At 62.7% G+C, this 18794-nt stretch carries 15 protein-coding genes; 3 read left to right on the top strand and 12 right to left on the bottom strand.

Translation table 11 applies throughout. The features are described from left to right. The first annotated feature begins 123 nt into the window (after positions 1–123). Positions 124–2220 (top strand): NADH:flavin oxidoreductase, encoded by a 2097-nt coding sequence (locus MSG32_RS05870; protein WP_248378547.1) that lies wholly within the window; start codon positions 124–126, stop codon positions 2218–2220. Between the two features lie 80 nt (positions 2221–2300). Here the strand turns inward: MSG32_RS05870 and sodX are convergent, their stop codons facing one another. Next, positions 2301–2627, bottom strand: a complete 327-nt coding sequence (gene sodX / locus MSG32_RS05865; RefSeq protein ID WP_248378544.1) for a nickel-type superoxide dismutase maturation protease — start codon at positions 2625–2627, stop codon at positions 2301–2303. A gap of 566 nt (positions 2628–3193) precedes the next feature. On the opposite strand from sodX, the gene MSG32_RS05860 reads away from it, so the two are divergent. Then, positions 3194–3853: an NAD(P)H-dependent oxidoreductase gene (locus MSG32_RS05860; RefSeq protein WP_248378542.1), complete on the top strand. Its 660-nt coding sequence runs from the start codon at positions 3194–3196 to the stop codon at positions 3851–3853. A 114-nt stretch (positions 3854–3967) separates the two neighbouring features. On the opposite strand, the gene MSG32_RS05855 is transcribed toward MSG32_RS05860, so the two are convergent. The 6 genes from MSG32_RS05855 to dctP all read right to left on the bottom strand — a co-directional run bounded on the left by MSG32_RS05855 (position 3968) and on the right by dctP (position 11269). Next, positions 3968–5008, bottom strand: a complete 1041-nt coding sequence (locus MSG32_RS05855; RefSeq protein ID WP_225348046.1) for a type II asparaginase — start codon at positions 5006–5008, stop codon at positions 3968–3970. A gap of 249 nt (positions 5009–5257) precedes the next feature. Then, a complete protein-coding gene (locus MSG32_RS05850) occupies positions 5258–6973 on the bottom strand; it encodes a gamma-glutamyltransferase family protein (protein WP_248378540.1) in 1716 nt (571 codons plus the stop codon). A gap of 51 nt (positions 6974–7024) precedes the next feature. Beyond that, the gene (locus MSG32_RS05845; RefSeq protein ID WP_043332700.1) at positions 7025–7864 is read right to left on the bottom strand and encodes a sulfite exporter TauE/SafE family protein; all 840 of its coding nucleotides are present in this window, start codon (positions 7862–7864) and stop codon (positions 7025–7027) included. Between the two features lie 239 nt (positions 7865–8103). After that, positions 8104–9432: a TRAP transporter large permease subunit gene (locus MSG32_RS05840; protein WP_248378538.1), complete on the bottom strand. Its 1329-nt coding sequence runs from the start codon at positions 9430–9432 to the stop codon at positions 8104–8106. Continuing rightward, positions 9429–9959: a TRAP transporter small permease subunit gene (locus MSG32_RS05835; RefSeq protein ID WP_248378536.1), complete on the bottom strand. Its 531-nt coding sequence runs from the start codon at positions 9957–9959 to the stop codon at positions 9429–9431. Before MSG32_RS05835 ends, MSG32_RS05840 begins: the two co-directional genes overlap by 4 nt. A 218-nt stretch (positions 9960–10177) precedes the next feature. Next, positions 10178–11269, bottom strand: a complete 1092-nt coding sequence (gene dctP, locus MSG32_RS05830; RefSeq protein ID WP_043332696.1) for a TRAP transporter substrate-binding protein DctP — start codon at positions 11267–11269, stop codon at positions 10178–10180. Between the two features lie 815 nt (positions 11270–12084). On the opposite strand from dctP, the gene MSG32_RS05825 reads away from it, so the two are divergent. Then, the gene (locus MSG32_RS05825; RefSeq protein ID WP_248378534.1) at positions 12085–12903 is read left to right on the top strand and encodes a hypothetical protein; all 819 of its coding nucleotides are present in this window, start codon (positions 12085–12087) and stop codon (positions 12901–12903) included. A gap of 104 nt (positions 12904–13007) precedes the next feature. Here MSG32_RS05825 and MSG32_RS05820 read toward each other — a convergent pair whose 3' ends face one another. The 5 genes from MSG32_RS05820 to MSG32_RS05800 all read right to left on the bottom strand — a co-directional run bounded on the left by MSG32_RS05820 (position 13008) and on the right by MSG32_RS05800 (position 18627). Beyond that, positions 13008–13460, bottom strand: a complete 453-nt coding sequence (locus MSG32_RS05820) for an Lrp/AsnC family transcriptional regulator (RefSeq protein WP_043332694.1) — start codon at positions 13458–13460, stop codon at positions 13008–13010. 178 nt (positions 13461–13638) lie between these two features. Beyond that, positions 13639–15354, bottom strand: a complete 1716-nt coding sequence (gene ushA / locus MSG32_RS05815; RefSeq protein ID WP_282460304.1) for a bifunctional UDP-sugar hydrolase/5'-nucleotidase UshA — start codon at positions 15352–15354, stop codon at positions 13639–13641. A 299-nt stretch (positions 15355–15653) separates the two neighbouring features. Then, positions 15654–17084 (bottom strand): solute carrier family 23 protein, encoded by a 1431-nt coding sequence (locus tag MSG32_RS05810; protein WP_248378532.1) that lies wholly within the window; start codon positions 17082–17084, stop codon positions 15654–15656. Positions 17085–17383: 299 nt separating this feature from the next. Next, complete coding sequence (locus tag MSG32_RS05805) at positions 17384–17692, bottom strand: putative quinol monooxygenase (protein ID WP_052384416.1); 309 nt, start codon at positions 17690–17692, stop codon at positions 17384–17386. 275 nt (positions 17693–17967) lie between these two features. After that, positions 17968–18627 carry an oxygen-insensitive NAD(P)H-dependent nitroreductase NfsB gene (locus MSG32_RS05800; RefSeq protein ID WP_043333519.1) on the bottom strand — a complete coding sequence of 220 codons (660 nt, stop codon included), beginning with the start codon at positions 18625–18627 and terminating at the stop codon, positions 17968–17970. Positions 18628–18794: the final 167 nt, after the last annotated feature.

The following is an 18794-nucleotide window of genomic DNA, read 5'->3' as shown; positions in this document are numbered from 1 at the left end:
GCGGGCGAGAACGGTGTTTCCCGCGACGCATGGTCTGAAGCCTAGGACTATAGTCAGCACCTGTACACAGGTGTACGCAATAAAGACACCCCTGTTCTCGCTGTCTGCTCATCAGGAGGCCACATGGCTCAGGACCCGCTGCTCACGCCGTTCACGCTCAAGCATCTGACCCTCAAGAATCGCTTGATGATGACCTCCCACGAGCCTGCCTATCCGGAAGATGGCATGCCCAAGGCGCGTTACCGCGCCTATCACGAGGAGCGTGCGCGTGCCGGCATCGCCCTGACCATGACGGCGGGTTCTGCCTCGGTCGCCAAGGACAGCCCGCCGGTGTTCAACAACATCCTGGCGTATCGCGATGAGGTGGTGCCGTGGCTCAGCGAGCTGACGGATGCCTGTCATGAGCACGGCACCGCGGTGATGATCCAGCTCACTCACCTGGGACGCCGCACGCGTTGGGACAAGGCCGACTGGCTGCCGGCCGTTTCGGCGTCCCATCGTCGTGAGGCGGCGCACCGCGCCTTTCCCAAGCGGGTCGAGGACTGGGATATTGCACGACTGATCCAGGACTACGCCGACGCCGCCGAGCGCATGCAGGCAGCCGGTCTCGACGGTATCGAACTGCAGGCCTATGGCCATCTGATGGACCAGTTCTGGTCGCCGCTCACCAATACCCTTGAGGGCCCCTACGGCGGCAGTCTCGAGAATCGACTGCGCTTCACCATGGAAGTGTTGAGCGCCATTCGCGCACGGGTGGACAGCGAGTTCATCGTCGGCGTTCGCTACACGGGAGATGAGTGTCTGAGTGGCGGGCTGGATGCCAGCGATGGCCTGGAAGTCTCGCGTCTGCTGCGCGATAGCGGTCAGGTCGATTTTCTCAATGTGGTGCGCGGCCATATCGATACCGATGCGGGCCTCACCGATGTCATCCCGATCCAGGGCATGGCCAGTGCGCCGCATCTCGACTTTGCCGGACAGATTCGCGAAGCGATGGATTTTCCGACCTTCCACGGCGCCAAGATTCAGGACATTGCCACCGCACGTCACGCCATCGCCACTGGCAAGGTCGACATGGTCGGCATGACGCGCGCCCACATGGCGGACCCGCACATCGTGCGCAAGCTGATGGCCGGGCAGGAGGAGACCATCCGCCCCTGTGTCGGGGCCAACTATTGTCTGGATCGCATCTATCAGGGCGGCTCCGCCTACTGCATTCATAACGCTGCGACCGGGCGGGAGCTGGAGCAGCCCCATGACATCACGCCTGCTGAGGTCACCCGAAAGGTCGTGATCATCGGCGCGGGCCCGGCAGGCCTCGAGGCCGCACGCGTCGCCGGTGAGCGTGGCCATCAGGTGGTGGTGCTGGAAGCGGCCGACCAGCCGGGTGGCCAGATTCGCCTCACCGCCCAGAGCGAGCGGCGACGCGAGATGATCGGCATCATCGATTGGCGCATCAGTCGCTGTGAGGCGCTCGGCGTCGAGATGCGCTACAACGTCTTCGCTGAGGCCGAGGATGTGCTGGCGGAGCAACCCGATGTCGTCATCGTGGCCACCGGTGGCTATCCCGAGGAAGACATGCCCCAGGTCGGCAGTGAGCTGGTCGTCTCCAGCTGGGACATTCTCTCGGGCCATGTCACGCCTGGCCGCAACGTGCTGCTGTTCGATGACGCGGGTGACCACGCCGCGCTACAGGCCGCCGAGATGATCGCCAACTCCGGTGCCAGGCTCGAGATGATGACGCCAGACCGCACCTTCGCGCCGGAAATCATGGCCATGAATCTGGTGCCCTACATGCGCAGCCTGCAACGTCTCGCCGTCACCTTCACGCCGACCTATCGCCTCGGCAGTGTCACGCGCAGTGAGGATGGCCAGCTGATCGCTCATATCGGCAGTGATTATCTGGATGACGCCGTGGCGCAGGGCAAGGGCACCGGTGCCTACGCGGATCAGCGCCTCGTCGATCAGGTAGTGGTCAACTACGGCGCCCGCCCGATGGAAGACCTCTACTTCGAACTCAAGTCTCACTCACGCAATGGCGGGGCAGTGGACTACGACGCCCTGATCGCAGGCCTCGCCCAACCGGCGGACGGCCCGAGCCCGGAACACACCGAGCGCGCAGCAGAGGGCAGCTTCCAGCTCTATCGCATCGGCGACGCCGTCGCGACCCGCAATACCCATGCGGCGATCCATGACGCGTTGAGGCTGATGAAGGTAGTGTGAGGGGGGGGGGCAGAGAAGGGGGGCCACTGCAGAGGCATGACATGGGCTGGGGGAAGTCTCACAGGGCGGCGTGAAACGTCTCACATAGTGCTTTGAGAAATGGATCGAATTACCCGCCCCTGGATCCACTCGCGCATCAGCAAGCCCATCTTTTCAGTAGAGGTACTGTCGGGATGGGTGCCTTCCAGCCATAGCATGCCGTCTGGCTGTATCTTGCAGATGCGCTTGATGATGCGGCCGAAGTGGGGGTGCTGTGCCACCACGATATCGCCGATGCGATAGCGCGATTTCCAGCGTTTCAGCGTCACGACATAATCTCCCGGCGCAAGGCCGGGAGACATGCTGAGTCCATTGACGCGATAGAGTCCGATCGGCATCCGTTCACTCTTGATCAATTCACTCTTCATCAGTTCTTTGGCGCGTCATGTCGTTGCCTCTATCCATTACGATAAACTCGACATGGGCGGCTAACATGACGCCAAAAGAGATGAAACTGCGCTTTACCGCATTGCCTGGGGCTGACTTGTAGATGGCCTTGAGGCCTTGGCCCCCTCAAGATACGAGAGCGGTATTGTCATGAGAAATGGAGGGGCTGCTGACGCAACACCAAGGACTCCGCCACGCTACCTTCGCAGAGGGGTATCAGTCGCCAATTGCAGATACTGAGGGTGATATGGTTCATGCCAGCAGGTCATGCCCCTGCGGGGATTGGAAGGGTATTGGCGCAGCAATCAAGGAAAGAATGGGGAAGGCGGTAAAGCCGCCAGGCAAGAAATTCATGGCAGGAAATTCATGGCGGGGCATGCATGGCTGGGAATGCACATTCATGATCTGTGTCAGGCGCAGCATGAAGATTGATGCAGTGTCTTGCGACGCAGTGCATCGGTGTTCAGAGTCCGGGGTATGATGCAATGCAAGAGCGAATATCGAGCACAGGAATCCACTTCATGGGGCTCGCAACAAGGAGAGAACAATGGCACTGAAGATTCTGGTCTTTCTGGGGTCGGTGCGGACCAGCACCCCCCCCGCACCTGCACGTCTTGGGGAAAGGGTCGCCAGGTGCTGCGTCGCACAGCTCGAGGAAAGTGGCCATGAGGCGGTATTGATCGATCCACTCGATTACGATCTGGCAGACCCCTTCAAGCCGCTGTTCTCCTATGCGCAGCGCAATGCCCCCCAGGACTTGCTCAACCTCGCCCAGCAGATCGAAGCGGCGGATGGGTACGTGATGGTCAGCCCCGAGTACAACCACTCCATGAGTCCGGCGCTGGCCAATCTCCTGAATCACTTCGGCAGCTCGCTTTACTCCTACAAGCCCTCGGTGATCGCGACCTATTCCGCAGGGCAGTGGGGTGGAGTGCGAGCAGCGGTCAACATGCGCACCTTCCTCTCGGAGCTGGGCTGCTTGCCGGTCTCGGCGATGATTCACGTGCCTCGAGCGCAGGAAGTGCTCAATGAAGATGGCGGCTACGCCGAGAATCAGGATACCCGGGAATGGGGCGGCTATCTCGAGCGCGCCTTCGAACAACTTGCCTGGTGGGCGAATGCCGCCAGGCGTTATCACGAGAGCGAAGACGGTGAGAAGCGCCCCGGCGCCTTCACGCGTAATCCCTCGCAGCGCAACGCGCCTTGAAGGAGTGATAGCGTCCCTTGTCTCGAAAAAATGGGTAATACAGCAAAAAGGGACTGCCTGAGCAGTCCCTTTTTGCATTGATAGTCAGTCACGTTTCGTCATGTGACTGCCGGCTCACTCGAAGTAGCCACGCACCTTGTCCATGTCATCGGTCTCCGTAAGCGCCAGCGAGAGCAGAATGCGCGCCTTCTGAGGATTGAGGGCGCCACTGCCGATGCCTTCTTCCTTGGCACTGACGATACCGTTACCGGTACGGGTGCTGCGCACGACCGGGATGCCATCCGCCATGGCCTGCTTGACCAGCGGCTTGACGGTCTCCGGAATCGAGCCATTGCCGCTGCCGGCGATCACGATGCCTTTGGCACCGTTGTCGAGGGCGGCGGTGAACAGCGCCGGGTCCATATCCTGGTGGGCGTAGATGATATCGACCTTCGGCAGGCCATCGAGGGATGTCACGTCAAAGTGAGGCTTGTCAGTCGGTGTCGCCGGTGTGTAATAGAAGTGCGGCTTGCCGCTGATGAAGGCACCGAGGTAACCCTGCTCGGTCGCCTTGAAGGTGTCCATCATGATGGCATTGGTCTTGGTGGTGTAATACGCCGAGCCGATGCGGTCATTGAGCACGATCATCGCCCCACGACCCTCCGCGCCTTCATCGGCTGCCAGGGTGACCGCCTCCAGCAGGTTGAACGGGCCATCGGCACTGATGGCAGTCGCCGGACGCATGGCGCCCACCATTACCACCGGCTTGTCACTGTCGACGGTGAGATCCAGGAAGAAGCCGGTCTCCTCCAGCGTGTCGGTGCCGTGGGTGATGACCACGCCGTGGGTGGCGTCCGTCGCGAGCTCTTCATTGATCGCCTTTGACAGCTTGAGCAGGATTTCCTGATCGATATTGCTGCTGCCGGTATTGGCGATCTGTTCACCGGTCACCTCGGCGACATCGGCCAGTTCCGGTACGGCGTCCAGCAGTGCTTGCACCCCCAGGCTGCCGGATTTGTAGTTGGTGGTGTCCGTGGAGGAGGCAGAGCTACCCGCAATCGTGCCGCCGGTGGCATAGATCTTCACCCCCGGGTGTTCCGCGGCGTTGGCCTGAATGCCATAGGCCAGGGAACAGGCGGCGATCGAGATGGCAGCTACAAGGCGGCGGGGAGTCATGAAGTCAGCTGTTGTCATTGTGGTGAGTCGCTCTGTCGTTGTTATGAGGTCAAATGAAGGTCGTGTCTCAATCTTTCATTATTCATGAATAAGGAATGTCTAAATTTAAGGGGTCAGTTCTCCTTGTCATCTTGTGTGGCGATTGATGCTCAGCATGGGGTGGAGGCGGTAGTCAGGCGAAAGGCTTCATCCCCCATCGAGTCAAGCAAGAAGCCGGCCAGTTCGTGACATGACACTGGCCGGTTTGCATCACGTCAGTGCCGCGCCACCATCACTGCGCGGGTCGTGGGCCGCCTCGACCTGCCCATCCGGGTGGCGCATCACGGCACCGGCGTGCCCCAGGGTGTCGCTGAAGGCCTCATCGAGGACTTCCACTTCATGGCCCATGGCTGCGAGTGTCTGAGCCATCTCGCCCGCGAGGCGTGATTCGAGCTTGAGGCTGGTGCTGACATCGCCCCAGGTGCGACCGAGCAGCCAGCGTGGTGCGCTGATCGCGGCCTGCAATGACATGCCGTGGCGGGCGATGCGCGTGAAGACAGCCGCCTGAGTCTGCGGCTGGCCTTCACCGCCCATGGTGCCGAAGGCCATCACACGGCCATCATCGAAGCAGGCCAGTGACGGGTTGAGGGTATGGAAGGGCTTGCGGCCCGGCGCCAGGCTGCGCAGTCTGTCCGGCGCCAGGTCGAACGCCAGCCCACGGTTCTGCCACATCACGCCACTGCTGGGCAGTACCATGCCACTGCCGAACTCCCAATAGACGCTCTGGATGAAGCTGACGGTGGTGCCGTCACTGTCCGTCGCGCCCATCCAGATGGTGTCGCCTTCGGCGGGCTCGTACGGCCAGCCAAGCGCGGACTGCATGTCGATCATCTCGGCCTGGCGGGCAAGGGCCTCCGGAGAAAGCTGTGCCTGTTGCGTGGCGATGCTGCCTTCGAGGCTATCCTCGAGCGCCCCCTCGATGCATTCCGGCGAGGTGATCAGGCTGTCGCGTACCAGGAAGGCGCGCTTGGTGGCTTCGATCAGCGCATGCAGGTGACGCGGGGTGTTGCCGTCCGCTTCGCTGATGCCATGCGTCGCGCTCAATGCATCGTAGAGCCCCAGAATCATCAGCGTCGCGAGGCCCTGGGTCGGGGCGGGCAGGTTGTATACCTCACTGTCACGCAGGTGGACCTTGAGCGGCGTGACGCGCTGGGCGCGATAGCCGTTGAGGTCTGCCAGGCGCAGCGGGCTGCCGGCGGCTTCCAGCTCCTGTGCCATGCGCGTGGCAAGCTCACCACGATAGAAGTCATCGAGTCCGGCATCTGCCAGACGCGAGAGCGTCGCGGCCAGCGCCGGCTGACGCAGTCGCGCGCCTTCTTCCAGCGCGATCGGCTCACCTGACTCGCTCTGACCCAGATAGCGCTCAGCGAAGCCGGGCTGCTGCGAGAGCACGGCCAGGTGTTTTTCGCTGAGTGCCTTCTGGCTGGCGCTGACGGCCACGCCATCATTGGCATGCCGGATGGCATGACTCAACAGTGTCGAAAGCCCCAGGGGCGAGCGCTCATCCGCCGAGGTCTCGGCAGAGAAGGCCAGCGCCTCCTGCCAGCCGCCGATGGTGCCGGCCACGGTCAATGCCGACAGCGGCCCGCGGGTCGGGATGCTGCTGCCGTTGGCCAGAGGAGTGGCCCCCTCACTGTCAGCCGCATAGCCATGGCCGTGCTCGGCATAGAACTCGCGGCTGGCAAGCCCTGCCGCCGGGCCACAGGCATCGATCGCCAGCGGCGCCAGCCCCGGGCGCTTGATCAGCCAGAAGCCGTCACCGCCGATGCCGTTCATGTGGGGGTAGACCACCGCGATGGTCGCTGCCATCGCGACCATTGCCTCGATGGCGTTGCCACCATCGCGCAGGATATCGCGGCCCGCTTGCGCCGCCAGATGATGGGGCGCGGCGCAGGCGCCGCCAAAACCACGTCGGGTATGAATCATGGCGTCTTGCTCCTGAGGATTCCGTTGTTGTTATTGAGCGTCCAGTGAGTCTCAGCTACCGGTGAACAGGTCGTAGAACATGCGCAGTGCCGTGAACATCAGGAAGATGGCGAAGACCTTCTTGAGCTTGGCGGCGTCCATCGCGTGGGCCAGCTTCGCGCCGATCGGGGCGCACAGCATGGTGGCCGGCACGATGGCGGCGAAGCCGAGCAGATTGACGTAGCCGATGGAGCCCGGCAGCAGGTTCGGTTCGCCGATGCCATTGAGCAGGAAGCTGGCGGTGCCCGGCAGGCTGATGACCAGACCCAGCGCCGCGCCCGTGCCGACGGCCAGGTGCATCGGGGTGCCCAGGGTGCTCAGGGTCGGCACGCTCAGGGTGCCGCCGCCGATGCCCATCAGCGTCGAGACGCCACCGATGAAGGTGCCCAGTGCGCCGCTACCCAGCGGGCCCGGCAGGCCAGAGCCCAGCACGGTGGACTGACGGCGGAACATGTTGAGCGCGACCAGGAAGGCCACGGTGGCAAACAGCCCCATCAGTACCGCACCGCTGAACAGGTTGGAGAGCAGGCCGCCGATGATGACGCCGATGATCACGCCCGGCAGCAGGCGCTTGAGAATCGCCGGGTCCAGATTGCCCTTGGCGTAATGCGCCCTGGCCGACATGATCGAGGTGGGAATGATGGTCGCCAGTGAAGTGCCGACGGCCTGGTGCATGCGCACCGCTTCATCGACGCCCAGCAGGCTGAAGAGGTGAAAGAGCACGGGCACGATGACGATGCCGCCGCCGACCCCCAGCAGGCCGGCCATCACGCCGGCAATCATGCCGGTGACGATCAGTGCGGCGATCAGGCCGAGAATCCAGTGCAGTGGATAGGCTGAGAACAGTTCCATGGTGTTTCCTTGTCGTCCCGTATGGCGCGGGGTGGTTCATTGCTGATGAAGGTTGCCGATGAACGCCATCGGCAGTCGATGCATGTCCCTGGAGCGCTGGCGGGTGTGCTGTCTCCAGGGGAGGCGAGCCGGTGGGCAGGCCACAAGACATTACGCGTTGCTGAATTACCTTTCCAATGGCCTTTGCGCTGAATCCCTCGTCAAGTGTCCCGAAACGCGCCGGTACATGGATTGCCGGCTTACCAACCGATCGCCTCCGGCAGCCAGGTAGCGAGCCCCGGGAAGCAGAACAGCAGCACGACTGCCGCAGCCTGCAGGCCCACGAAGGGCAGCACACCGAGATACAGATGGCGGGTGGTGACTTCGGGGGGAGCGACGCCCTTGAGGAAGAACAACGCCCAGCCAAAGGGCGGCGTCAGGAAGGACATCTGCAGATTCATCGCTACCAGCACGCCCAGCCACACCATGTCGGTGCCATAGCCGATGAAGACCGGCAGGAACATCGGCAGCGCGATATAGCTGATCTCGATCCACTCGAGGAAAAAGCCGAGCACGAACAGTATCACCATCAGGAAGATCAGCGCGCCCAGCTCGCCACCCGGCAGCAGGTTGAACAGATCATGCACCATGTTCTCGCCGCCAAGGCCGCGGAAGGCCAGCGAGAAGGGCTGCGCGCACAGCAGGATGAAATAGACCATGGCGGTGATGGTCAGGGTCGAGTGCAGACAGGCCTTGAGCATGGTGAAGTTGAGACGCCGCGCCAGCAGCGCGATCAGCATGCTGCCCAGGGCACCCATGGACGCCGCTTCGGTGGGGGCAGCCACGCCACCCAGAATCGAGCCGAGCACCGCGAACACCAGCATCAGCGGCGGAATCACGCTACGCGCCAGGTCACGCAGCAATTCCTTCAGGCCACCGGCAGCGGCGCGCTCCTCTTCCGGGATGGCCGGGACGAGGTCCGGCTTCCACCAGCCCAGCACCAGCAGATAGACGATATAGATGACGGCGATGGCCAGTCCCGGTACGAAGGCGGCGGCAAACAGGGTGCCGACGGATTCGCCGAGAATTTCCGAGAGCAGGATCAGCACCAGACTCGGCGGAATGATCTGCCCCAGGGTGCCGGAGGCGCAGATGGTGGCCGAGGCCACGCCCGGGTGATAGCCGCGCCGCAACAGGGTTGGCAGCGTCAGCATGCCGACGGTGACCACCGTCGCGCCGACGATGCCTGTGGAAGCCCCCATCAGCACGCCGACCAGGATGATCGCGATGCCCATGCCGCCATTCACGCCGCCCATGGCGCGCCCGATGGTCTCGAGCATGTCCTCGGCGACCCGCGATTTCTCGAGCATGACCCCCATGAAGACGAACAAGGGGATCGCCAGCAGGGTGTAGTTGGTGACCACGCCATAGAGACGGGCCGGCATCAGACTGAACAGCAGCGGGCCAAAGCCCGCAAGCCCCGCCACGAAACCGGCCACGGCCAGGGAAATCGCGACCGGAATGCCGATCAGCATCAGGACCAGAAAACCGCCGATCATGGCCAGCGCGATCCACTCGTTCGGGCTCATGGCGTCACCTCGCGTTCCAGGTCACCGTCGACGGGCTTGCCGGACAGCACCAGCAGCGCGCGCAGGCAGTCTGCCACGCCCTGCAGCGCAAGCGCGGCGAACCCGAGGGGAATGAAGGCCTTGAGCAGATAGCGATAGGGAAGACCGCCGGGGTCGGGCGAGCCTTCCATCAGCTGCCAGGACTGCTCGGTGTAGCTCAGGCCCAGCCAGGCGATGGCGGCGCCGATGGCGATGGTCATCAGCGCACCGATCAGATCCACCAGCGCGCGGCCCTTGAGAGAGAAACGGTCGTAGAAGACATCGACGCGAACGTCGGCGCGATGCTTGAGGGCGTAGGAGATGCCCAGCAGCGCGATGGGAGAAATCAGGTGCCACTCGAATTCCTGGAGTGGCACGGGGCTGATGCTGAAGAAGTAACGCAGCAGCACGTTGCTGGCGACCAGCAACACGAGCGCCAACAGCGAGTAACGGGCGATGACGCCCAGTCGCTCGATGATGCCCTCGATAAAATGGATGACGTACAGCATGGCATGGCCTCATGAACGCCACGACGGGACAGGTCGTGGCGTTGGACAGGGAAGCAGGAAGACGGAAAAAGGCGTTTGCGCTCGGGGCTTGTACCTTGAGTTCGCCCCCGCAGCGCAGCGCGAGTTCATCGGGCGACGGGTCTGAACGCGAGACGCGAGACGCGAGTCGACAGATGTGAGCCGCGAGCCGCGAGCCGCGAGACCCGAGACACCAGGCGTCAGAGCGCCAGGAAGGTCTTCTCGCTGACGGCGGCCCATTCCTTGTGCTGGTCGCGGAAGGCCATGAAGGACTCGTGGACGCGCGCGGTATCCGGATCAGCCGCCGCCATGTCGGTCAGCGTCTTCTCGGTGACTTCCTTGAGGCGCGCTACCACCGCGTCCGGCAGCGGCTGGGCTGTGACGCCTTCGTTGTCGACCAGATCATTGAGCGCCTCGGCATTCACCGATTCGCACCAGGCCTGGCTCTCGACATTGCACGCCTGGGCGGCGGCCTTGACGATGGCCTGCAGGTCTTCGGGCAGGCCCTCCCAGGCTGCCTTGTTGATCATCAGCTCGGTGACGTTGGTCGGCTCGTGCCAGCCGGTGGTGTAGTAGTACTTGGCGGCCTTCTGCAGCCCCAGACGGCGATCCTGATAGGGGCCGACGAACTCGGCGGCATCGATGACGCCACGTTCCAGCGCCGGGAAGATCTCTCCGCCGGGCAACAGACGCACGGCCACGCCCAGTTCGGCGTAGACCTTGCCGGCCAGCCCCGGGATACGCATCTTCAGGCCCTTCAAGTCCTCGACCGTATTGATCGGCTTGCGGAACCAGCCGGTCATCTGCACGCCGGTATTGCCCATCGGGAAGGCGATCAGCCCCTTGGGGGCGTAGAGCTCATGCCACAGCTCCAGACCGCCACCGTGATACAGCCAGGCATTCATGCCCTGGGTATTCATGCCGAAGGGCACGGTAGTGAAGTACTGGGCGGCGGGAATCTTGCCGGCCCAGAAATAGGCATTGCCGGCGTTCATCTCCACCACGCCACTGGCGACGGCATTGAAGCCCTCCAGGGCCGGAATCAGCTCACCGGCCGCGAAGTGCTGGATCTTCATGCGCCCACCCGACATGGCCTCCACCTTGCGGCAGAAGTCGGTCGGGCTGCCCGGACCCTCGACATAGAAGGGCGAGCCCGGACCATAGGCATTGGTCATCTTCCATTGATAGGTCTTGTTGGATTCCGCGCGCACGATGGCGGGCGCACCCATCACGAGTCCAGCGGTTGAGGTTGCCAGTGCGGCACCCAGGAACTTGCGACGATCGAATGTCATGGGAGGATCTCCTGCGGACGGATGACCAGTAATGCCCTTGCGACAGACTGCTTTGAATGCTCTGTGTGAAAGAGTCTTCTGTCTCAAGGGGCGCCTGTACGGCATGCCGACATCGAGGCCGGCGATCTTGTTGTGTAGGTGTTTCTGCATGTTCTTGAGTAGCGTTGCCTGTCATTTGTCAGCCAGGAGGCTGCCATTTGTCAGTGGGCTACGTGGAAGACATTGCAAGGCATGTGCCATTTGGCGCGTAGGGAGATTTATTCTGTATTTTCAATTGATTGCATGGGGGTTCTGGACGCTGTGTTCCGCTGATGGAGCGTGAGCGCGCCCCTGGCGTTGCCCAAGTGAGGCCGTGGCAGCGCTGATTGGCAGAGTTCACGGCCTGACAAATGTCAGAAGATGGTGCCTATCGCGGCATTTGTTCACCGATAGCGACGGGGAGGGTGACATCTGGCTCACGAATGTGGGGTGGGGATGATCAATTGTCATGCTTGCGACCTGATGGTGCGTGCGATCGATCATGGTGCGCCTGGATAGGGGCGCCCAGAGTCGGTCAATCAGCGTCGGTCAATCTGAGCAGGTCAATAAGAGCCGGTTCGCCCACATCGAGTCTTCATGCGAGGCGCCATAGACGACAGTCTGACGGGTCGGTGGCATCATGCGGCTTTGTCCTGATGGAGCGTTAGATGTCACCTCATGAGCCTGAAGAGCCCGCCACTCGCTCGGAGTCTTCGCCTGCCGCCGGATCCACCTGCGTGACGAAGACTGCCGGGCCTCGCCTGCCCGCCACGCCCGGGGCACCAGGAGAGGCACAGGTGCCGCGCATCCTACTGGTCGCCATCCTGGTGGTGATGGCGGTGCTTGCCTGGTGGGAAATGCCGCAGCAGTGGGCGCTGGATTTCCTCGACGCCACTCTGGGTCAGGCCTTCAGTGCCTTCGCCATCGCCAAGGGCCTGAACGCGACCATCTCGGTGCTGCAGTCCTCGACCATTGACCTGCAGGTGTTTCAGGTCTCGCCCGGGGAAGCGCTGGACCCCGCCAATGACATGATCGAGCGCTTCTCGTGGGTGATGTTCGCGGCGACCGGCTCGCTGGCGCTGCAGAAACTGCTGCTGGGCATTTCCGGCTCGCTGATCATCAAGGCCTTCGCCAGCGGTGCCTGCCTGCTGGCGGCGCTGGGGCTACTTACCGGCAATCGCCAATCGGTCGATGGCGTGCATCCCCGTCAGCGCTGGTGGCAGGTGGCCATTCTGCGCGTGGCCCTGTGGGGCATTGCACTGCGCTTCGCGGTGTTGAGTGTCGCGCTGGCCAGCGGCGCCGCGGGCCAGGCATTTCTCGATGACAGTCGCGATACCCAGATGGCGCAGCTGAGCGTGACGCAGCAGCAGCTGGCGGAAGTCGCCGACAAGCAGGTAGGCGGCGCGCACGAGGAGCGCAGCTGGTGGCAGCAGTTCAAGGGCAGCATGGAAGGCTGGGTCGGCGGGCCGATCACCAGTGTCACCCAGGGCTTTGATGCGATGACCGACAAGGTGATCGATCTCACCATGCTGTTCATCACCCAGACGGTGCTGTTCCCGCTGGGCTTTCTGTGGGTCGCGCTACGGCTGCTGCGTGGGCTGGCAAGATTGCAGTGATGCCTGCAGTGATATTCGAGGTGTCGAGTGAAATGACGGCTCCGGCTCCGGCACCGTCCGGTGCTGCGGCGTCAGAAACAGAGGCAGTGACAGAGACAGAGACGTCATAGCCGCGCACCGCCACGCCGGTGCTTCACGCGCGTCATCAGCGACTTGCAGTCGACGGAGAGAATCTCGTCGCGATTGAAGATATGCGCGCGCACGAAGGCATCGAAGGCCTCGTAGCTGTCGGTGAGGGTGTGGATGTGCAGGCTTTTCAGGTCGCTCATGATATAGAGGCTGACCACCTCGACGCAGGCGGAAAGCTCCTCGGCGATGCGTTCGATGGCGCTGGGAGCGACGGTCAGGTCCACGAAGGTGGAGATGCCCTTGCCGAGCTTGTCGGGGTTGATGACGGCGGTGAACTGTTCGATCACGCCGCTCTCGACCAGCGCCTGGACGCGGCTGCGCGCATGGGCACGCGAAATGCCGAGCTTGCGGGCGATATCGGCGTAGGACATGCGACCGTCCTTGATCAGCAGGTTGAGCAGCTCACTGTCGGTACGGTTGAGGTTCATGGGTCAGGGTCTCGACGGTCTTTGTTGTAGTGGTGCGCATGTCTTATCAAACCTGTGCGATCCGCACTTGTATAGTCCGACTTCCGCCTCTGGCGAGGATATTCCTGCTCTGGAAACGACAACGGGACGCCAAGGCGTCCCGTTGTCATGTGCATGTTTAGAGCAGAAGCCTCAAGCGTCACTGATAGACGATCTCGCCCTGGGGCGCGTACGGCGCGACGTCGATCGGGCTCTGCTCGGCAAGGTAGGCCTTGAGCACGTCGGCATCGACGAAGCCGGTATCCAGGTAACCCGGCAGGTCAGTGACCTTCGGATAGCCATCCCCGCCGGCGGCATTGAAGCTCGGGATGGTGAAGCGATACTGGGCGTCCATGGCCAATGGCTGGCCCTGAATCATCACGTCGGAGACGCTGCCTTCCTCGCGATTGACGCGCAGGCTGACGCCGGCGAACTGGGCATAGGCGCCGGAGTCCACCGGTTGGGTGGCCACCGCCTCGAGATACTTGAGCACCTCGCTGCCCGACATGGTCACGACCCCCACGGTATTGCCGAAGGGCAGCACGGTCAGCACATCCTTGTAGGTGATCTCGCCCGCGGGCAGCGAGGCGCGTACGCCACCTGCGTTCATCACGCCGAAGTCGGCCTTGCCGGCCTGCATGGCGGCGGTGGCGATCAGACGTCCCAGGTTGGTCTGGGCAAAGCGCACCACGTCGCGATCACCCTCCAGCTTGCCGTTGCTCTGTGCGACCGTGATGTTGAGCTGCGCCTGGCCCTTTTCCTGATAGGGGCGCAGGAATTCGCGCAGTTCGCTGTCCTCGGCAATTTCCTCCGCGACCAGCACCTTCCTGCGCTCGCCATTCTCCTCGACGGTCTTCTTGAGATTCACCGGAATCAGCTGATAGTTGACCATGGTCAGCTCGCCATTGCGGAACTCGTAATCGGCGCGCCCCACGTACTTGCCCCATTCATGCGCCTGCACGATGTAGGTGCCGTTCTGGCGGTCCGGCTGGCAATCATCGCCGGGCGCAAAGTCCGCCATCCGGTTGGCGCCCTCCATGCAGACCGGCTCCTGGGAGTGGCCACCGACGATCATGTCCAGTTCGCCGTAGGGCAGATAGCGCGCCAGCGAGACATCGCCCGGCGCATTGATGCCATGCTCGGCATTCTGATAGTGGCCCATGTGGGTGACGGCGAAGATCAGGTCCGGCTGCTCATGCTCGTTGAGCTCCTCGATGGCCTTGCGGGCCTCTTCCTTGGGGTCACGGAAGTCGAGATTGCCGAAGTATTCGGGATTGCCGATGCGCACGGTGTCTTCGGTGGTCAGGCCGATCACCGCGATCTGGATGCCATGCTCATCGAAGATCTTCCAGGGCGCGAACAGGCGCTCGCCGCTGGTCTTGTCGTAGATATTGGCGGCCAGCATCGGGAAGTCGGCCCAGTCGCGCTGCTTGAGCAGCACCTCCAGCGGGTTGTCGAATTCATGGTTGCCCACCGCCATGGCGTCGTAGCCGATGCGATTCATGCCCTTGAAGTCGGGCTCGGCCTGTTGGAGATCGGATTCCGGTACGCCGGTATTGATGTCGCCACCCGACAGCAGCAGCACGCTGCCGCCTGCGGATTCCACCTCGGCGCGGATGCGGTCGACCAGCGTCTTGCGCGCCGACATGCCGTATTCGCCATCACTGCTTTGCCAGAAGCGACCGTGGTGATCGTTGGTATGCAGCACCGTCAGGTGATAGGTAGTGTCGGCCTGCCATTCATGGCCCGCCTGGCTGGCACAGGCACTCAGCGTGCTGAGCAGTGCAGCCCCCAGCAGGGCCTTCAGCGCCATGCGCGAGCGGGTAGGCGCGCACAAGCCCGGCGCATTTGATGAGGTGAGTCGAGTATTCAGCATGAGCGATACGTTCCTTGTGTCTGGCTCCGGTGCGCAATGGCGCGTTCCAATCTGTTAGTGCTGATTGCAAGAGTGCTGATTGCAAGAGTGCTGATGGTAAAACTGCTTGAAGGGTGGGGACGGCATGAACAACCCCATGCAGTCTGCCTCATTGCTGTGGAGATTGGATGACCGACGCCCGAAGTGCGAGGCTGGCGCCGCTTGCGAGCGTCAGCGACTGGCATGAAGAGGGAGTCCGACATGAAAAAACCGGCCAATGATGCGCCGGTTCTTTCATGTCTCATCGCTGCGCCTGCGGGTCAGGCGTGTTCCTGGTCCGCGCTGATGCTGTCGGTGGACTCACGCTCATTCGCTCTGGGGTTGAACACCTCGGCGTCTTCCATCTTCGGCAGCAGCAGCTCGGCGATGATGGCGGTCAGGCCGCCCATGGTGATCGGCGAGCGCAGCGCATCGGCGAAGGCGCCCGGAATGGCGTTCAGCACATCCGGCACCATGCCGACGCCAAGCCCCAGCCCCAGGGCCAGCGCGATGATCATCATCTCGCGGCGCCCGATGGGCTGTGCCATCAGGATGCGGATGCCGGACACCGCGATCAGCGCGAACATCAGCGTGGTGGTGGCACCGAGCACCGGGCGCGGCATCTGGGTCAGCAGGGTGGCGATGAAGGGCGACAGGCCCAGCAGCAGCAGGAAGCCGGCCACGTAGCGGCCCACATGGCGGCTGGCGATGCCGGTCAGCTGGATCACGCCGGTGTTCTGGCTGAAGGTGGTGTTGGGGAAGGTGCCGGCCAGCGCGCCGAGCGCGGAATTCAGGCCATCGCCCAGCACGCCGCCGCGCAGACGCTTCTGGTGCCGCTCATCATCCACGGCCAGACCCGAGGCGCGTGCGCTGCCGGTGAGGTCACCGACCGTCTCGATGGCCGTGATCATGAAGATGAAAGCCACCGGCAGGAAGGCGGCCAGCGAGAAATCGAAGCCGGTATTCAGGGTCGCCGGATGCGGCAGGGCCAGCAGGGCGGCATCGGCCAGCTGCGGTGCATCATAGAGGCCACCGATGGCGGCGATGATGCAGCCGACGGCCATGCCGATGAAGATGGAGGCGATTCTCAGCCACGGATGACGCGAGACCTGACAGGCCAGCACGGTGATCAGCACACAACCGGCCAGTGCCAAGTTGGCGGGCGCACCGAAGTCCTCGGCGCCGAAGCCGCCGCCGATATCCGTCATGCCCACCTGGATCAGGCTCAGGCCGATCAGCATCACCACCACGCCGGTGACCACGGGCGTGATGACCCGCTTGAGCCACGGCAGCACCGTGCCCAGCGCCATCTCGATCAGGCTGCCGGCCAGGCAGGTGCCGAACAACACCGCCAGTACCTGTTCGTCACTGGCATTCTGCGAACGAGCGATCAATCCGGCGGTGATCAGCGCGGACACGAAGCTGAAACTGGTGCCCTGGATGCTCAACAGCCCTGAGCCGAACGGGCCGATGCGCTGGGACTGGATCCAGGTGGCGACACCGGAGACCACCAGTGCCATCGACAGCAGGCTGGCGGTGTAGGCATCGAGGCCCAGCGCGCTGGTGATGATCAATGTCGGTGCAATGATACCGGCCAGACTGGCCAGCAGATGCTGGGCGCCGGCGAGGGCCGAGATGGGGACCGACGGGCAGCTTTCGAGGCCGAGCAGTGGTTCGTCGATCCCCTTGGAATCGGAAGAGGATTGGCTCATGTGACGCTCCTTGTTCTGCTCGCGATGCAATGGCGGAAATGGTGTCGGGCACTGGAGTGTTCAGCGCGGGCAGCCAATTATAAGCAAGATGTGAACCAAGTTCAGTGCTCGTATCGATTTTTCCATCACTTGTTGCGTGTCCCGCGGCCAGGCCAGCGGATGAGCAGGCCAGGCCCGTGTGCCACAAACGCAAGATCCCCGCCGGGCGTGATGCCCGGCGGGGATCTGTCTTTGCTCTCGCGGCACCTTGTCTGAGCGAAAGTACGCCCAGCGGCTCAGCGGCTCAGCGGCTCAGCGGCTCAGGGCGTCAGCAGGCGCTGGATATTGAGGCTGATCTCGCCTTCGCCGAAGGTGCTCAAAAAGCCCTGGAAGTGCTCGGTGGCCACGTGGGCTTCGATGGCGTCTTCATCCCACCATTCTTCCAGTACCACGAAGTCGCCTTCCGGTACCGGCTCACCTTCCGCGACGTTCTTGTCGATCGCGAAGAATTCGTACTGCAGGCAGCCCTTGTCGGACTGGCTCTTCTCGACCAGTTCGGCGAGAGCATCGCGTGCCTTGTCCTGCTGGTCGGCGGGGAAGGTCAGTGTCGCGATAAGCTTGATGGACATGGCATGAATCCTGTCGTGGGCGTAAGAAGTGTACGTAACAGATGGGCGAAACGAATCAGGCACGCAAGCCGGACATCGCCGCCGAGAATGCACTGCGCTGGCCTGCCTCGAAAAGGTGGCATGTCCGCCATCGGGATGCAATGCGGCGGGCACGGGCGGCGACTTGCCCCCGTGCCCGCCGTTGGCCCGCAAGGCGGACACGTCGATGTCTTGCGGGCAGCTGCTGTGAACAGATCTTCAGAATCCGCTTGAGAGCACGGCCTTGAGAGCGAGCCTTACAGGCGAGTGAAGATCTCGTCTGCCGGCAGACGGGACTTGGGCAGCTCGGCATTGAAGTCGTCAGCGGCGCGGTAACCCAGGCTCACGGCGACCAGGGCGTTGAAGCCTTTCTCGCGCAGGCCGAATTCTGCATCCAGCGCCACCGGGTCGATGCCTTCCAGCGGCACCGCATCGATGTTCAGGCTGGAGGCCGCATACAGCAGGCTGCCGTAGTTGAGGTAAACCTGCTTGTCCATCCAGTGCTGCAGGTCCTTGAGGTCATGACGGTGCAGGTCGATGAACAGACGACGCGCGCCGTCCATCATCGCGCTGAATTCGTCATCCTTCTTGAAGCGGCCATCAGACGCTTCGGTGTCCAGCAGGTGGTTCAGGTAGTCGTCGTCCAGGGTGGAGCGAGTGCAGAACAGTACGACGTGAGACGCATTGGTGATCTTCGGCGAGTTGAAGGCGTACTTGTCATCGGTACCGGCGCGCGCGAAGCGCTGCTTGGCATCGTCGGATTCCAGCACCAGGAAGTGCCACGGCTGGGAATTGACGCTGGAGGCGCTCAGGCGCATCACGTTTTCCAGTTCCTGCCAGTCGGCGGCGCTGATCTTGCGTGCCGGATCGAAGGCCTTGGTGGAATAACGACGTTGCATGATGGCGGTGGGAGTCATGATGATGGTCCTCGTAGTGGCAGGCCAGTCGCTGAGCGTCCATGACCTTTTGGAAGAAGATGTCGCCATCATAGCGAGTGGATTCAGCGTTGAGTATCCGCGTTGCGCGCATCTTTAAGATGAAAAAATGGCACCAATCCCGAGAATTGGTGCCATATGTCAATTAC

Origin of the sequence: Cobetia sp. 1CM21F (assembly GCF_023161745.1) — a bacterium.
Taxonomy (GTDB): Bacteria; Pseudomonadota; Gammaproteobacteria; order Pseudomonadales; family Halomonadaceae; genus Cobetia; species Cobetia amphilecti.
This window is presented reverse-complemented; position numbering and strand designations above follow the sequence as displayed.

Excerpts from the sequence above, each read along its gene's own strand:
- MSG32_RS05870 (WP_248378547.1), top strand. The coding sequence starts at position 124 with ATGGCTCAGGACCCGCTGCTCACGCCGTTCACGCTCAAGCATCTGACC.
- sodX (WP_248378544.1), bottom strand. The coding sequence starts at position 2,627 with ATGAAGAGTGAATTGATCAAGAGTGAACGGATGCCGATCGGACTCTAT.
- MSG32_RS05860 (WP_248378542.1), top strand. The coding sequence starts at position 3,194 with ATGGCACTGAAGATTCTGGTCTTTCTGGGGTCGGTGCGGACCAGCACC.
- MSG32_RS05855 (WP_225348046.1), bottom strand. The coding sequence starts at position 5,008 with ATGACTCCCCGCCGCCTTGTAGCTGCCATCTCGATCGCCGCCTGTTCC.
- MSG32_RS05850 (WP_248378540.1), bottom strand. The coding sequence starts at position 6,973 with ATGATTCATACCCGACGTGGTTTTGGCGGCGCCTGCGCCGCGCCCCAT.
- MSG32_RS05845 (WP_043332700.1), bottom strand. The coding sequence starts at position 7,864 with ATGGAACTGTTCTCAGCCTATCCACTGCACTGGATTCTCGGCCTGATC.
- MSG32_RS05840 (WP_248378538.1), bottom strand. The coding sequence starts at position 9,432 with ATGAGCCCGAACGAGTGGATCGCGCTGGCCATGATCGGCGGTTTTCTG.
- MSG32_RS05835 (WP_248378536.1), bottom strand. The coding sequence starts at position 9,959 with ATGCTGTACGTCATCCATTTTATCGAGGGCATCATCGAGCGACTGGGC.
- dctP (WP_043332696.1), bottom strand. The coding sequence starts at position 11,269 with ATGACATTCGATCGTCGCAAGTTCCTGGGTGCCGCACTGGCAACCTCA.
- MSG32_RS05820 (WP_043332694.1), bottom strand. The coding sequence starts at position 13,460 with ATGAACCTCAACCGTACCGACAGTGAGCTGCTCAACCTGCTGATCAAG.
- ushA (WP_282460304.1), bottom strand. The coding sequence starts at position 15,354 with ATGCTGAATACTCGACTCACCTCATCAAATGCGCCGGGCTTGTGCGCG.
- MSG32_RS05810 (WP_248378532.1), bottom strand. The coding sequence starts at position 17,084 with ATGAGCCAATCCTCTTCCGATTCCAAGGGGATCGACGAACCACTGCTC.
- MSG32_RS05805 (WP_052384416.1), bottom strand. The coding sequence starts at position 17,692 with ATGTCCATCAAGCTTATCGCGACACTGACCTTCCCCGCCGACCAGCAG.
- MSG32_RS05800 (WP_043333519.1), bottom strand. The coding sequence starts at position 18,627 with ATGACTCCCACCGCCATCATGCAACGTCGTTATTCCACCAAGGCCTTC.